This is a genomic window from Brachybacterium sp. Marseille-Q7125, from assembly GCF_023062615.1.
GTDB lineage: Bacteria > Actinomycetota > Actinomycetes > Actinomycetales > Dermabacteraceae > Brachybacterium.
Genome location: NZ_JALLAL010000039.1, coordinates 1 through 13,664 on the forward strand (window position 1 = coordinate 1; position 13,664 = coordinate 13,664).

Annotated in this window: 14 protein-coding genes; 10 read left to right on the forward strand and 4 right to left on the reverse strand. The window is 71.2% G+C overall.

Translation table 11 applies throughout. The features are described 5' to 3' along the window. The coding region (locus MU407_RS10215) for an HNH endonuclease signature motif containing protein (protein ID WP_246957181.1) at positions 1 to 1,100 on the forward strand (1,100 nt) is incomplete at its 5' end. A gap of 169 nt (positions 1,101 to 1,269) precedes the next feature. Here the strand turns inward: MU407_RS10215 and MU407_RS10220 are convergent. Together MU407_RS10220 and MU407_RS10225 are read right to left on the reverse strand one after the other, a co-directional pair. After that, positions 1,270 to 3,009 (reverse strand): ABC transporter ATP-binding protein/permease, encoded by a 1,740-nt coding sequence (locus MU407_RS10220; RefSeq protein WP_246957184.1) that lies wholly within the window; start codon positions 3,007 to 3,009, stop codon positions 1,270 to 1,272. Positions 3,010 to 3,013: 4 nt separating this feature from the next. Continuing rightward, the gene (locus tag MU407_RS10225; RefSeq protein ID WP_246957187.1) at positions 3,014 to 4,156 is read right to left on the reverse strand and encodes a DUF1611 domain-containing protein; all 1,143 of its coding nucleotides are present in this window, start codon (positions 4,154 to 4,156) and stop codon (positions 3,014 to 3,016) included. A 193-nt stretch (positions 4,157 to 4,349) separates the two neighbouring features. Here MU407_RS10225 and MU407_RS10230 point away from each other — a divergent pair, with 193 nt between their 5' ends. Further along, the gene (locus MU407_RS10230; RefSeq protein WP_246957189.1) at positions 4,350 to 6,050 is read left to right on the forward strand and encodes a hypothetical protein; all 1,701 of its coding nucleotides are present in this window, start codon (positions 4,350 to 4,352) and stop codon (positions 6,048 to 6,050) included. A gap of 39 nt (positions 6,051 to 6,089) precedes the next feature. Here MU407_RS10230 and MU407_RS10235 read toward each other — a convergent pair whose 3' ends face one another. Then, complete coding sequence (locus tag MU407_RS10235; RefSeq protein WP_246957192.1) at positions 6,090 to 7,535, reverse strand: aminotransferase class V-fold PLP-dependent enzyme; 1,446 nt, start codon at positions 7,533 to 7,535, stop codon at positions 6,090 to 6,092. A 73-nt stretch (positions 7,536 to 7,608) separates the two neighbouring features. On the opposite strand from MU407_RS10235, the gene MU407_RS10240 reads away from it, so the two are divergent. From MU407_RS10240 to dnaB, 4 genes are all read left to right on the forward strand, one after another. Further along, positions 7,609 to 8,103, forward strand: a complete 495-nt coding sequence (locus MU407_RS10240; protein ID WP_246957195.1) for a histidine kinase — start codon at positions 7,609 to 7,611, stop codon at positions 8,101 to 8,103. Between the two features lie 37 nt (positions 8,104 to 8,140). After that, positions 8,141 to 8,965, forward strand: coding sequence for a DUF4097 family beta strand repeat-containing protein (locus tag MU407_RS10245; protein ID WP_246957198.1), 825 nt, complete (start codon positions 8,141 to 8,143; stop codon positions 8,963 to 8,965). Positions 8,966 to 8,987: 22 nt separating this feature from the next. Continuing rightward, positions 8,988 to 9,401, forward strand: coding sequence for a hypothetical protein (locus MU407_RS10250; protein ID WP_246957202.1), 414 nt, complete (start codon positions 8,988 to 8,990; stop codon positions 9,399 to 9,401). A gap of 61 nt (positions 9,402 to 9,462) precedes the next feature. Continuing rightward, positions 9,463 to 10,839: a replicative DNA helicase gene (gene dnaB, locus MU407_RS10255; RefSeq protein WP_158239459.1), complete on the forward strand. Its 1,377-nt coding sequence runs from the start codon at positions 9,463 to 9,465 to the stop codon at positions 10,837 to 10,839. Between the two features lie 155 nt (positions 10,840 to 10,994). Here dnaB and MU407_RS10260 read toward each other — a convergent pair whose 3' ends face one another. Beyond that, complete coding sequence (locus tag MU407_RS10260) at positions 10,995 to 11,411, reverse strand: hypothetical protein (RefSeq protein ID WP_102236808.1); 417 nt, start codon at positions 11,409 to 11,411, stop codon at positions 10,995 to 10,997. A gap of 242 nt (positions 11,412 to 11,653) precedes the next feature. On the opposite strand from MU407_RS10260, the gene MU407_RS10265 reads away from it, so the two are divergent. The 4 genes from MU407_RS10265 to MU407_RS10280 all read left to right on the forward strand — a co-directional run bounded on the left by MU407_RS10265 (position 11,654) and on the right by MU407_RS10280 (position 13,613). Beyond that, positions 11,654 to 11,884, forward strand: coding sequence for a hypothetical protein (locus MU407_RS10265; protein ID WP_102236809.1), 231 nt, complete (start codon positions 11,654 to 11,656; stop codon positions 11,882 to 11,884). Then, entirely contained in the window at positions 11,871 to 12,269 is a 399-nt protein-coding gene (locus MU407_RS10270; RefSeq protein ID WP_102236810.1) for a type II toxin-antitoxin system VapC family toxin, read from the forward strand. The genes MU407_RS10265 and MU407_RS10270 overlap by 14 nt, the downstream gene beginning before the upstream one ends. 163 nt (positions 12,270 to 12,432) lie before the next feature. Beyond that, positions 12,433 to 12,639, forward strand: a complete 207-nt coding sequence (locus MU407_RS10275) for a hypothetical protein (RefSeq protein WP_246957203.1) — start codon at positions 12,433 to 12,435, stop codon at positions 12,637 to 12,639. A 383-nt stretch (positions 12,640 to 13,022) separates the two neighbouring features. Next, on the forward strand, positions 13,023 to 13,613 hold the full coding sequence (locus tag MU407_RS10280) for a YetF domain-containing protein (protein WP_246957205.1): 591 nt from the start codon (positions 13,023 to 13,025) through the stop codon (positions 13,611 to 13,613). Positions 13,614 to 13,664: the final 51 nt, after the last annotated feature.

Sequence of the window (13,664 nt, forward strand, 5' to 3'; positions counted from 1 at the left end):
TGTTCACCTCCCCAGACATGGACGGCACCGCGTGCCTGCAGGTCACCGGCCCCGTCCCGGAGATCACCGCGCTCGGCCACCGACTCGACGCCGCCGCGAGGGCCGTCCAGATGGCGCAGCGCCAGGCACTGGCCGCGGCACGCGGCGAAAGAACCGGTTGTGGCGACGGCACGGCGGGGTCGATTGATCTCTCGACACTCCCGTTCGACCTGGGGCCGCTCGCGGGCGACTCCACTGCTCAGGCCGACCATGACGACGCCCGTTCCTTCGCCGACGCCGCCCATTCGCTTGACCCCGCCGCGGTCCCGTTTGACGTGTTCGGTACTGTCGCCGAAACCGGCAGGCCTATGAGTCTCGCGGCGCTGCGTTACGCGATCCTGACCCGGACCGCGTTCGGGACCGAGGGTATTGAGGTGCCGGAGTCGGGGTTCCGCATCAACGTCACCGTGCCCGTGATGACGCTGCTCGGTCAGTCGGATGCGCCCGGTGAGGTGGATGGGGCGCATCCGATCCCGCCCGCCATGGCCCGGGATCTCGTGGTGAACGCCCCGGTGTTCCACCGGGTGCTGACCGATCCCGTGGACGGCAGTTTCCTGCCCCGGGCGGCGAAGACCTATCAGGTGAGTCGGTCGATGCAGGAGTTGCTGCGGCAGATCGACCCGATCTGCGCCGTCCCCGGCTGCAGCACCATCGTCACCACCAGCGGCGAAAGTGACCACATCGAAGAATTCGACCACCAGCATCCAGACCGTGGTGGCCCCACGAGCCCCCAGAACCTCCACCGGCTCTGCTACAGCCATCACCGGCTGAAAACCCTCGGGCTCATCGACCCGATCCGCGACCCCAACACCGGGGTGACCACCTGGACTGCCCGAACCCGCGGACGCAGCCGCCCCTTGACCGAAACCGCACGCAACACCGACCTCGTCACCCGCGAGCTCGGCGACCACCTGCGGGCCGTGTGGAACTCCTACCTCGAACGCGAGGAAGAAGCCCACCGCCGAGCACGAGGCGAGGCGGTAGACGAAGAGAGCGAGCCAGCCGCAGACCCACCCAGCCCCGCTGCCCCGCTTTACGACCCCGAGCACCCGCCGTACTGAGAGCACCGCTCCGCACGGACGGCACTGCGTCAGGCCCGCGCACCCTACGCCCGAGCCCCGGCCAGCCTCCCCGACCCCAACCACGAACGGCACTCAGACGACCGGCCACCTGCCATATGCACGCAGCCGGTCGCCTGAGTACCGTCCATGGAATCCTGGCGCCAACACCTCAGCCGTCATCCCCGCCGCCAGCGCCCTCAGCCCCAGCACGCCCATCCCCGGCACTCCAGGCATCCCGCGCCTCGCCCTCGAGCCGGTGCTCGCGTGCTCCGACTGCCGCGGCGAGCCCGTCGGACCCCACCATGACCACCATCCCCGGGTACCCGGCCAGCAGCCGCTCGAGCATCCGTCGGCCGGCATCGTCCAAATCTCCCTCGAGGCCGTCGATCAACAGCAGCGGCGGCGTCCCGTACACCGCACGGGCCAGGGCCAGGCGCGCCTTATCGGCCCGCGACAGCGGATCCCCGCCGCGCCGCAGCTTCGTGCCGGGCCCACCGGGCAGATGCGCCAGGTCCAGCCCCACCAGGTCCAGCACCTCCTGATCGAGCGCCGCATCGAGGTCCGGGCGCCGGTAGTGCAGGGCGCGCCGCACGCTGCCGCGCTCGAACACGGTGCCGGAGGCCACATGCCCCACCAGCACCCGCGTCTCCTTCGGCGAGATTGCCCGCAGGTTGTGCCGCCGCACCCACACCGAATCCGGTGCCTCATCCTCCGGCCCCGGCGACAACTCCAGCAGGCGGCGCAGGAACTCCTGCGGAGCCTGCGGGTCATCGGACACCAGTCGCACGATCTCCCCCAGCCGCCCCTGCACCGGCGCACCCGGCGCGGTCAGGCCCGGCAGGTCCAGCAGAATCGCCGCAGCATCATCGGCCGCGGCCGGCAGCCGCACCGCTGCCCCCGCCTTCCGCCGCTGCTTCGCATGCGCCCGGCGTTCTTTCGCCGCCGCAATCGCCGGGCCCAGCACCATGCGGGCCGACTTGTACGTCTGCCGGTACTCCACCACCCGAGCGATCCCCAGCACCGGCGTGGACGCGATCCCCGCGACGGCCATCGCCGCCATCGTCACCCCTGGCTGCAGCCCCAGGTAGGTGCCGGTCGCCGCGACCATCAGCGTGGTCAGCGTCGAGGCGACGACGCCGCCAGCCCGGATGGTGCCCACCGTCTCCGCGCGGTCCACCGCGATCTCCACCAGGTCACCCGAAGCGTCCCGCAGATTCCGCAGCTCACGCTTCGACCCACCGGCCGCGAGGATCCCCTCGGACGCCGTGACGGTATCCGCGATCCGGGAGGCGAGCCGCCCCCGGGTGCGGCGCATCCGACGGGTCTTGATCAGCGCTGAGCGCGACCACACCACCAGGCACAGACCTAGCATCAGCAGCGGCGTCGCCATCGCGAGCGCCAGGTATGGGTGCAGCACCAGCAGCGTCGCAAGACTGCCGCCCACCAGCGGCACCGCGACCGTCAGCGGCGCGATGCCCTGCGAGACCCAGTTGCGCACCCCCGAAAGATCATTCGTGGTCCGCGCCACCGTCACGCCGAGCGACGTCGAATGCCCCGGGGTGAGGGCATCGCCCAGCAGCGTGAGTCGCAGCTGGTGGACGTAGTCCTGCCCCAGTTTCTCGCCCACCACCCGCTCGTGCATCGTCAGCGCACCGATTGCGACCGCCGTGAGGACCAGCAGGATCACCGCTCGCAGCAGCAGATCCGAGGACCCGGCCGGGGCGGCCTGCAGCCGCACCAGCGCCCACGCGGACAGCGCACCCAGCGCCGCCTGACCCAGGCCCAGCAGCACCAGCAGCAGCAGCCACCACCGCCGCGCACCCCGCAGCAGCGGGGGCAGCGGCGGGGCGTGCTTGAGCAGCCCGTTGTCCAGCAGGACGGGTTCGCGCTCGCGACGGCGCAGGAGCATCAGTTCAGGCCTCCTGCAGCAGATCCTCGACAGCGCCGCGCGCCACCTCCGGCAGCCCCAGGTCGAAGGTGTCGATCACCGGCACCTCCAGGGCCCGTCGCGCCTCTGCGGCCGCGAGCGGGGACGCGGTCACCACACCGGAGACGAGCGCCGGCCCGTGGCCCAGTCCCGTCAACGCCTGCACGCCCCCGGCCGCGCCCAGCGCATCCCCGGCGGCGAACACGATGCGATTCACCACCTGCGTGACATGCGGATCCTGCAGCAGCCGCGAGGTCTCGCCCTGGTAGAGCCCATCGGCGATCTCGATCAGCACCACATCGGGCCGCTCCGCGCCGCCGGCCAGCTCATCGGCCATCGACAGCACCAGGTCACGCACCTCCTCGTACTCCACCTGGAAGGTCGAGGGGTAGCCGAAGTCGGTGAAGTCCAGGACCCGATGCGCCCCCGCGTCGGTGAACAGGTTGTAGTCGTTGCCGGCCCCGGTGCCGGTGGCCTTCCCGGCCGCGACCCGCAGGCCCGCCGCCGCCAGGCCGTGCGCGAGATGCGCCAGCACCGTGGACTTCCCTGAGTTCATCGACGTGCCCAGCACCGCGATGACCGGCACGTCATGCGCGGGCCGCTGCGGGCGGGCCGTCACGCCGCGCACCACGTGATGGGCGGCGGCGCGCTCGAGCGTCACCGGGCCGTGCGCATCGCGCACCACGCCGATGGGCTCGATCTCGGTGGGCAGATCGATGTCCGCGTGCTGGTCGATCACGCGGGAGGCGAGGCCACCCGCCGCCGCCAGATGGCAGGGGCCCAGGTCGCCGGGGATGACCGCAAGGAACTGGTCGGCGGCGTACCGGGAGCCGTAGGCCACCAGGATCTCGTCACCGGGGAACAGGATCTGCCGACGCGACACCGGGGACTCCAGACGCTTGTGCTGCCCGATCTCGATGACCCGCGCGAGGACGACCTCGCCGGCACTCGGCACATGGTCCTCGGTGATGAGGTCCAGCCCGGTGGCGCGGCGCAGGAACGCCCCGACGGTGCGGGTGGAGAAGGCGTGCTTGGCGCGCTCGAGGCGCACCCGGGTGCTCACGGCCGCGGCAGCGGGGCGGGGGAGAGCCTGCGCGGCGGCGGTGAGGTCGTGGTCCAGGACGGTCATATGGTGCTCCTCGAGACGATGGTTCAGGCGGGACCGCTGCGGTCCTGCCGTGCAAGGTGAAGCAGACTCCTGCGCCATGAGCTCGCGATGAGGCGTTCATGAGAGGGATCTCAGGAAAATGAACGTCCTGGCCAGCGCCGGTGTAGACCATCGGCCGATGCCGTGGCCCACCCCACCTTGGTAGGTTGCCCGTGTGACTGCTCCCGGCGCCGCCTCCCTCCCGTCCGCGCCTGAGGGAGCCCTGAGCGCAGAGCTGCCCGACGGGGAGCAGCTGCGCCAGGCCCTGCGCCCTGCCGCTCTGCCGCTGCCCACCCCCCGCACGGCCGCGGAGATCGCCGAGCGTCTGCATGATCTGCTGGGCGCCGGGCAGAACCAAGCCGCCCGTGACCTTGCCGCCCGAACCCTCGCCGCCCGCGCCCTCGCCGAGCCGCCCCGAGACGCTGCCGCCGACGGGTCTGCCGCCGACCGCCTGGATCTCGCCCGCGCCCTCGTACGGGTCGCCGACGCCTCCAACAAACCCGAGATGCTGCAGCAGGCTGCCGGGCAGTACGTGAGCCTGCTGCGCCGCGGCGGGCATCGCGCGCAGGCCGCGGCCACCGCGCAGGTGCTGCAGGAGATGCTGACTCCCGTCGGCCCCACTGCGGCGACCCGCGCCGCCCTCGCCCAGCAGGCCCCGCCGGATTCTGCCCCGTCCTCTGCGCGGGGGCGCCGACGGGCCGCACCGGTCGCCGTGGACCCGGGGCTGCTGGCCGTGGCGCGCGCCCTCGCACCCCTGCCCGGAGCCGACGATCCCGCGCGGCTGCTCGCCCGCACCCGCGCGGCCCTGAGCGCGCTGCCCGAGGTGCGGGAGCAGCTCGCCGCTGATCCCGAGGCGGAGCTGCGGCTGCGGCTCGCCCAAGCCCTCGAGGGCTGCGGGGATGATGCCGCCGCGACCAGCGCTGCCCTGGACGTGCTGGACCTGCTGGAGACGCCCGGTGAGACCGCCCCGTCGGACCCTCAGCATCTGGCTGCCGCCGCCCGTGCTCTGCTGGCCCGCACCCTGGGGCTGTCCCATCCGACGCTCGCCGCCCAGCACGCCGTCGCCGCGCTCCTGACCCTCTCCGCAGTGGAGGATCCGCCGCTGCGGATCGGCCTGATCACCTCCCTGCTGCGCGCCCTGCTGGCCGCCGATGCGCAGCGCGAGGCGTCCTTCACCGCGGGCCGCCTGATTTCCCTGCAGCGCACCCTGCAGCAGGAGCCGCTGCGCGTCGCGCCCCTGCTCGCGGTTGCGACGCAGCGCCTGCAGGCCGAGCGGTATGAGGCCGCGTGGGTGCCGCTCGAGCAGGCCCGCGAGATCGCCACCCGCCACCGCGACCACCGGGGCCTGCTCGAGGCCGCCCGGCTCGGCGCGAGCCTGCGCGAGCGCGAACAGGACCAGGCCGGATCACTGCGCGAGCTGCAGCGACTGGCCCGCGAGGCCCGCTGGCTGGCCGATGACCTCGCCACCGCCCGCGCCGAACAGCCCGAGCTGGTGCGGCTCGAACTGCAGTCGAACTCGCTTGCGCTGCGGCGCGCCCTGGACCTCGGTCAGCGCGGCGTGGTCAGCAGGTGCGTCCGCGCGATCGAGCGCCGCACCGCGCCCGGCGCCGGCTGGACCGGGCTGCCACCTGAGCTGCTGTGGGACCACCGGGTGGATGCGCGCGCCGGAGCCCTCATCGCCGCCGGGGAGGAGCTGCGGGAGACGGCCGATGATGAGGCTGCCGACGAGGGCGCGCTGGCCGCCGCCCGCGCCGAGCTCGACCGCTGCCTCAAGCAGGCGCGCACGGCGATCGACGCCGCCCCGCCCGGGCACACCGAACGCGCGGAGTACTGGCGCACCTACGTCAGCGAACGCTACGCCCACTACACAGGCTGAGACCCGGGGCGGGCTGACACCCGGGGCAGGCTGAGCCGCTCAGGACCCGTCGGCCTCCTGCATCGTGGTGGTGAGCACCTCGATGACGGCCTGCGGATCGGTCGCGGGGTTCACGAAGGCGAGCCGCAGCGCCACCTCACCATTGACGCTGGTGGGCACGCACAGCATCGTCCCCGCCTTCGCGAGGCGCTGCGACCAGCGGCGATACGCCGGTGCCGTCCAGCCGGGGCGGCGGAACACCACGACCGACAGCTCCGGCTCCGCGATCAGCTCCAGATGCTCGGACTCGCGGATCGCGCGGGCCACGGTGCGGGCGTTGCTGAGCCCCTTCTCCACGGCCGCGCTGTACGCCTCGGTGCCGTGCGTGGCCAGGGAGTACCACAGCGGCAGGCCGCGGGTGCGGCGGGAGAGATGCGCGGCGAGGTCCGACGGGTTGGACTCCCCGCGGTCGATCGAGTCGAGGTAGGAGGCGTGCTGCGAGTGGGCGGCCGCCGCTGGGCGCGGATCCCGATACAGCAGGGCGCAGCAGTCATACGGCGCGAACAGCCACTTGTGCGGGTCCACGATGAAGGAATCGGCCTGCTCGATGCCGGTGAAGCGCTCGCGGGCGCTCGGCGCGGCGAGGGCCGCCCCGCCGTAGGCGCCATCGACATGCACCCACACGTCGTGGGCGTGCGCCGCCTCGACCACCGCGGCGATGTCGTCGACGATCCCGGCATTGGTGGTGCCGCCCGAGGCGACGACCGCGCAGATCCGCGGATCCGCCTCCAGCGCGGCAGCGAGTGCCGCGCCCGTGAGGTGCCCGCGGTCATCGACCGGCACCGTCACCACGTCCATGTCCAGCAGTCGCGCGGCTCCCGCCACGGAGGAGTGTGCGGTCGAGGCGCAGGCCAGCGCCCAGCCGCCTTCGGGCCGACGGCCCCGTCGGCGCAGGGCGTCCTCCCGCGCGGTGGCGAGCGCTGAGAGGTTCCCGGAGGTGCCGCCGGAGACGAATACGCCCGCGGCGTCTGCCGGCCATCCCAGCAGGTCGGCGATCCAGCGCAGCACCTGGTTCTCCGCGAAGATCGCGCCGGCGCCGCCCTCCCAGATGCCGCCGAACACGTTCGCGGCAGAGACGACGGTGTCGAAGGCGACCGCCGCGCGGGTGGGGGCGGCCGGGATGTAGGCGAGATTCATCGGGTCATCGCTCGCGCGGGTGGCCGGCAGCAGCACCTCATCGAACAGCTGCATCGCCCGGGGCGCGCCGATCCCGCCCGCGGTGATCGTCTCGCCGACCTCCGCCTGCAGCTCCTCGGCGCTGCGGGCAGTGGTTTTGGGGTCGCTCGGGGTGGTGGCGTGCGCGGCGGCCCAGCCCAACGCCAGGTTCACGGCCTCCCGCTCATCGCCCCACACGGGCGAGGGCGGCAGATGGCTCTGCAGCGCATCGGAGGCGCGGGAGAAGTCGGAGGCGGGGGAGGAGTGGGGCTGTACGGAATCCTGGGTCACTCAAGCATGGTGCCACGCGCGCCGCGCTCCCGCAGACCTTGACGCGACGCCATGATGACGTCAGGCTGACGTCATGGATCTTCGTGCCGTGACCGATTCCGTCCAGGATCAGCTCCACACCACCGCCGCGCTCGGGGACGAGAACATCCGCCGCGCCGCCGATCTGCTCACCGTCTCCCTCGAACCCGCGCTGCGGCTCGCACTGCAGGACGTCATCGGGCAAGTCGCCGCCGAGATCTCCGCCCAGATCGCCCCCGGCCGGGTGGATGTGACGATGCTGGGCGCCGATGCCGACATCCGCGTCACGCCTCCGCCCGTGACCCCGCCTGCGCCCGCCGCCGCCCCATCGGCCCCGACGGATGAGGACGAGCAGACCGGCGGCGCGACCAGCCGCGTCACCTTCCGGCCCCCGCAGGCGCTCAAGACCCGCCTCGAGCGCGCCGCCGCCCAGGAGCAGCTGAGCCTGAACACCTACCTGGTGCGGGCGCTCACCGCGCACCTGGATGAGCCCGCCCCCACCCAGGCCCCGAGCCACGGCGCCGGCCGCACCAGCGGCTGGTTCCTCTGAGCCCCGCCAGACACCGCCCGCCCGAACGGAGAGCGCCATGAGCACCGCCGACAAGTACATCGCCCCCACCATCCACACCTTTTCCTCCCCCACGCCGATCCACGTCTCGGTGCAGAACCTGCGCGGGGACATCTCCCTGCGCACCGAGCCCGGCGATCAGATCCGCGTCGAGCTCGCGCCCCGCGGGCAGGCCGGGCAGGAGCTTGTCGAGCGCATGGAGGTCCGCTTCGAGGACGGGCGCCTCACCGTGAACGCCCCCGCGGAGGAGGCTCAGCATGTCGGCGGTCGGCTGGGAGACCTCCTGCGCGGTATGGGCGGGGGTGAGGGGAGCGGAGGGTCCTGGACCGACCGTTTCGCCTCCTCTATGCGCTCCACCTGGCGCAGTGTGGAAGGGCTCGCGGGGACCCTGGCTGTCACCGTCGTGGTGCCCGAAGGTTCGCGGGCCGTGCTGCATGATGGCGCCGGGGACCTGCGGGTGAGCGGTGAGCTGGCGCGCGTGGAGGCGCGCACGGGCGCGGGGGATGTGCGCGTGAGCAGTGCTCCGGCGGATCTCAGCGTGACGACCGGCAGCGGGGACATCACGATCGAGGAGCTGCGCGGTGACGCCCGACTGACCTCCGGCGTGGGTGACGTGACCGTGTCCCGCGCCCTCGAGGGCGCACTGCGCATCCGCAGCGGCACCGGGGATGTCACCGTCCGCGTCGCCGAGGGGACCGCGACCAAGGTGGACCTCGCCACTGGGCGCGGCGACCGCGACGTGCGCCTGAGCCCCACCAGCGGCGCCGGTGCCGCCGAGCGGGTCCTCGAGATCCATGCCCGCTCCGGGGTGGGGGATGTGCGCGTCCTGCGCGCTGAGGGCTGAGCGCCCTCGATACGGTGTGCCCATGCCTATGGCCACCCTGCTCGAACACCTCATCGGCGACGTCCTGGCCCCGCGTGGTCGGCTGCTCGGACGTCTGCGGCCGTGTCCGCCCAGCGCCCTGCCGAGGGACCTGGACCCGGCACAGGCCGGTCACGTGGTGCGCGGGCGGCGGGGCTGGCGCGGGATCCTGCTGGGCACGGCCGATGGCTTCCTGTGGGCCGTGCAGATCCTGTCGCCCGAGCACAGCAGCGACGGTGCCCCGACCCATCCGCTGCCCGAGCTCGTGATCGATGGGACGGCGCGGCGAGGGGACCGCGCTCACCTGGGACAGGTCCTGCGGGCCCGACCCTCGGCGCTGCGGCGCACCGGCACCTCACTGCGACGCCGCGATGCTGAGGCGCTGCGGGAGGCCCTCGCGGCTGCCGCCCGCACCTGATCTGTCCACAGCCTCCGGGCCCTGCCGCCCGCCCGTCGGCCCTCCTTCCTACACTGGACCGGTGACCTCCACCGACGCCTTCGAAGCCGGACCCGACCGCGCCCTTGAGCGCACCCCGCCGCAGGACCTCGCCGCGGAGCGGGGCGTGCTGGGCGGCATGATGCTGTCCAAGGACGCGATCGCCGACGTCGTCGAGACGCTCCACGGCGACGACTTCTACCGTCCCGCCCACGAAATGATCTACGAGGCGATCATCGACCTGTACGGGCGCGGCGAGCCGGCGGACCTCGTGACCGTCTCCGATGAGCTCTCCAAGCGCGGTGAGCTGCAGCGCGTGGGCGGCGGCGCGTACCTCGCGGACCTCATCGACATGGTCCCCACCGCCGCGAACGCCGGGTTCTACGCCGAGATCGTCGCCGAGCGCGCCACCCTGCGGCGCCTCGTGGAGGCCGGCACTCGCATCGTCCAGCTCGGCTACGCGAGCGAGGGCGGCGAGGTGGATGAGGCCGTCAATGAGGCCCAGGCCCAGGTGTACTCCGTCACCGAGCGTGGGCAGAGCGAGGACTTCGTGCCGCTCGGCGAGGTGATCGACGAAACGCTCAACGCCATCGAGGCCACGCAGAACCGTGGCGGGCAGGTCACCGGCATCCCCACCGGCTTCGCGGAGTTCGACGAGCTCACCCAGGGCCTGCACCCCGGGCAGATGATCATCTTCGCGGGCCGCCCCGCGATGGGGAAAACGACGCTGGGCATGGACGTGCTGCGCTCGGCGTCGATCCACAACGGGCAGACCTCCGTCATCTTCTCCCTCGAGATGGACAAAACGGAGATCACGATGCGTCTGCTCTCTGCGGAGAGCCAGGTGCCGATGAACCGCATGCGCGACGGCTCCATGGACGACCGCGACTGGCAGTCCATGGCCCGCGCCATGAGCCGGATCGCCGATGCACCGCTGTTCATGGACGACAGCGCGAATATGTCGCTCATGGAGATCCGCGCCAAGTGCCGACGCCTCAAGCAGAAGCACGACCTCAAGCTCGTGGTCATCGACTACCTGCAGCTCATGAGCTCCGGCAAGAAGGTCGAATCCCGCCAGCAGGAGGTCTCCGAGTTCTCCCGCGCCCTGAAGCTGCTGGCCAAGGAGATCGAGGTGCCGGTCATCGCGATCTCGCAGCTGAACCGCGGCAGCGAGCAGCGCACCGACAAGACCCCGATGATGAGCGACCTGCGCGAATCCGGCTCGATCGAGCAGGACGCGGACCTCATCGTGCTCATCCACCGCGAGGACTACTACGAGAAGGAGTCCGCCCGGGCCGGCGAAGCGGATCTCATTGTCGCCAAGCACCGCAACGGCGCCACCAAGACCATCCCCGTGGCGTTCGAGGGGCACTACTCGCGGTTCAAGGACATGGCGGGGACCGGCGGGTTCAGTGGGTGAGTCTGGCGCACTGAACGCCATGGAGCCATAACGGCTCCATGCCCACTATCCAGATCACAGACGTCCCGGCCACGACCCACGCCGTGCCGCGCGAACGCGCCGTGAAGGTCATGGAGCTCAGCTGAGCGGCCGCAGCCGCAGTCGATGGCAGCCGATCATCCTGCCTCGTCGAGAGTCACCCTGCCCTCGCAGATCCCGGTGATCTTGAGCCGCACCCCGTCGATCTCGAGCACATCGCCAACCTGCTGCGCCATGAACACCCGGTCGCGGCCCGGGATGTCGCTCGGAGGGGACGTCTGCCAGGCGATGTTCGCGGTGGGCGGCTCAGCGGTGTGGTCCACGACGTTCGCGGTGAGCTCGAGGCTCGCCCCGGAATCGGTGGCCGGCAGCGTCGTGGAGCTCGGACCCGCAAGGCCCTCACGCAGCTCATGGTCGAAAGCCTCAGGGCAGGTCATCGCATCCTCCTCGGGAGCCGAATTCGGGTGTTCCGGCTCAGGGGCAACAGGCTGTCCGCGACGACATGCTGCGGAGCCCAGCACGAGCGCGGCGATCAGGATGACGCGTCGTCGCATGGTGCCTCCGATCCGTGGTGTCCCTCAGAACCTACCGGCTCCGGAGAAGTAGTCGTCGAACTCATCGACGGTGAGCACGAGGAGGTCGACTGCTGCCGAGGTGTCGAGGATCATCGGGGGAGGCCATCCTCGTCGTAGAGGTCGGCATTGGTGAGCCAGCGGTCTCGCGTGGCCCGGACCTCCTGTTGCAGGACTGGCGGGTGAGGCTGGCGCACCGATCACGATGGAGCCATGATGGCTCCATGCCCAATATTCAGATCAAGGACGTCCCGGCAGAGACCCATGCCGTGCTGCGCGAGCGTGCCTCCGCTGCGCATCAGTCGCTCCAGGAGTATCTGCTGACGCTCCTGGTGGAACAGGCCTCGAGGCCCACCGTGGACGAGGTGCTGGATCGGGTGGCGGGGCGTCACGGTGGCCGAGTCGACATTGCCCTCGCGCTGGATACCCTGGACGCCGACCGTGCTCGTCGTTGATGCGAGCGTGCTCGTCGTCGGGCTCCTGGACGACGGGCCGGCCGGCCGATCCGTCCGTGCCCGGCTCCGGGGCGAGCAGCTCGTCGCCCCGTCGCACATCGACCTCGAGGTGATCTCCGCGTGGCGAGGGCTCGCGCGCTCGGGCCGGATTCCTGCTGAGAGGATCCAAGATGCCGTGGGCGACCTCCAGGATTTTCCGATGCGCAGGATCGTCCCCACCGCCCTGCTGGCTCGCTGCTGGGAGCTGCGGGACAACATCACCCCGTACGATGCGGCCTACGTTGTCCTCGCGGAAGCGTTGGAGACGACGCTGCTCACGGCCGATGAGCGGCTCGCTCGCGCCTCCGGGCCGCGCTGCGCCGTGGAGGTCATGGACCTCAGCTGAGCCACTCCAGGAACGCCAGCACCTGTCAAGGCCCGGGTTTGGTGGAGGCTGGGTTATCTGGCGTTCAGGGTTCGAGGGCGGGTTCTGAGGGGTGGGAGAGGGGCTCGGCATGGGGTTCCAGGCCAACTACTCCGTCAAGAGCGGAGCAGGACGCGTCGACAGCGTGAAGCCTAGAGAGGACCTCACCTACAACAACGTGCCAAGCCGGACGGTCACGGCGCAGTCCACATACATCGGCCGTAAGACCAGCACGTCCTCGATGTACGCTTGGGGCAGCACGTGGATCAAGTCGGAGATCGCTGGAGTGACGAAGACCTGGTGCCTCGAGCTCAGGGTCACGGGCAGCGCCTGGGGCACACAGTGGTCCTGAGCGGTCCACGAAAGGAGAACCATGGATCTGGGAATCGGACCGATTGAGGTACTGCTAGTCGGAGGGCTGGGGGTCCTGGCCTTAGCTATCGTGAAGATTGCTTTTGGGGACCGTGGATCTCGGCATCGGAAGCACAAGGACTGAGAGAAAAGCTCCCGTGAGGGCAAGGGCTCGCCGCAGATGTGGCGAGCCCTTGCCCTGTGGAGCAGCAGTCTCGCCTCTGGGGTCGAAGGATGTGGGGCGCGGATAGCCGTACCCGGCGATGGGTCTGCCGCACGATCAGGTGACAGTTGGGGTGTCAGGCCGCGAGGCTCACGGCCGGGCAGATCGCTCGGTGGCGAGGTCGGCCAGCCCGCCACTGCCCGCCCTGCCAGACTTGACCCATGACCTTCCTCGATCAGCTGTGGTTCCAGATCGGCATCACCCCCGCCGGGGTGATGGGCGTGCTGCTGGCCACGGTCACGCTGTACCTGCTGTTCACACTGATCCTGCAGGTCGCGGGGCAGCGGCTGTCGGCGAACCCTTCGGTGCTGAGCTTCGCGGTGATGGCGCTGCTGGGCGCGCTGACCGCGCGCGCCATGCTCGGCAATTCGCCCACCCTCTTGGGCTGGCTCCTCGCCGTTGCCGTGCTGCTGCTGCTTGAATCCACGCTGGGGCGGATCCGCGGGGGACTCGGCCGGGTGTTCCGCCGTGGCGGACCGCGCGCGAGCGTCGTCATGATCCACGGGCACCCACTGCCGGACACCCTGCACCAGGTGGGCATGGATGGCGAGCACCTGACCGCCCTGCTGCGGAGGGCCGGGGTGCACCACCTGATCGACGCAGACCTCGTGATCCTCGAACCGCGCGGCTCCCTCACCGTGATCCGTCGCGGCCAGCAGATCGACCCAGCGCTCCTGACGGATGTCCGCGGCGCCGAGCGGATCCCGCCGTCACTGCTGCGCAGCGCCCACGCACCCCACAGGCGACCCTGATCCACCCCGCTGATCCGGCTACGTTGTGATGGAAATCGGGGAGGTATTTCC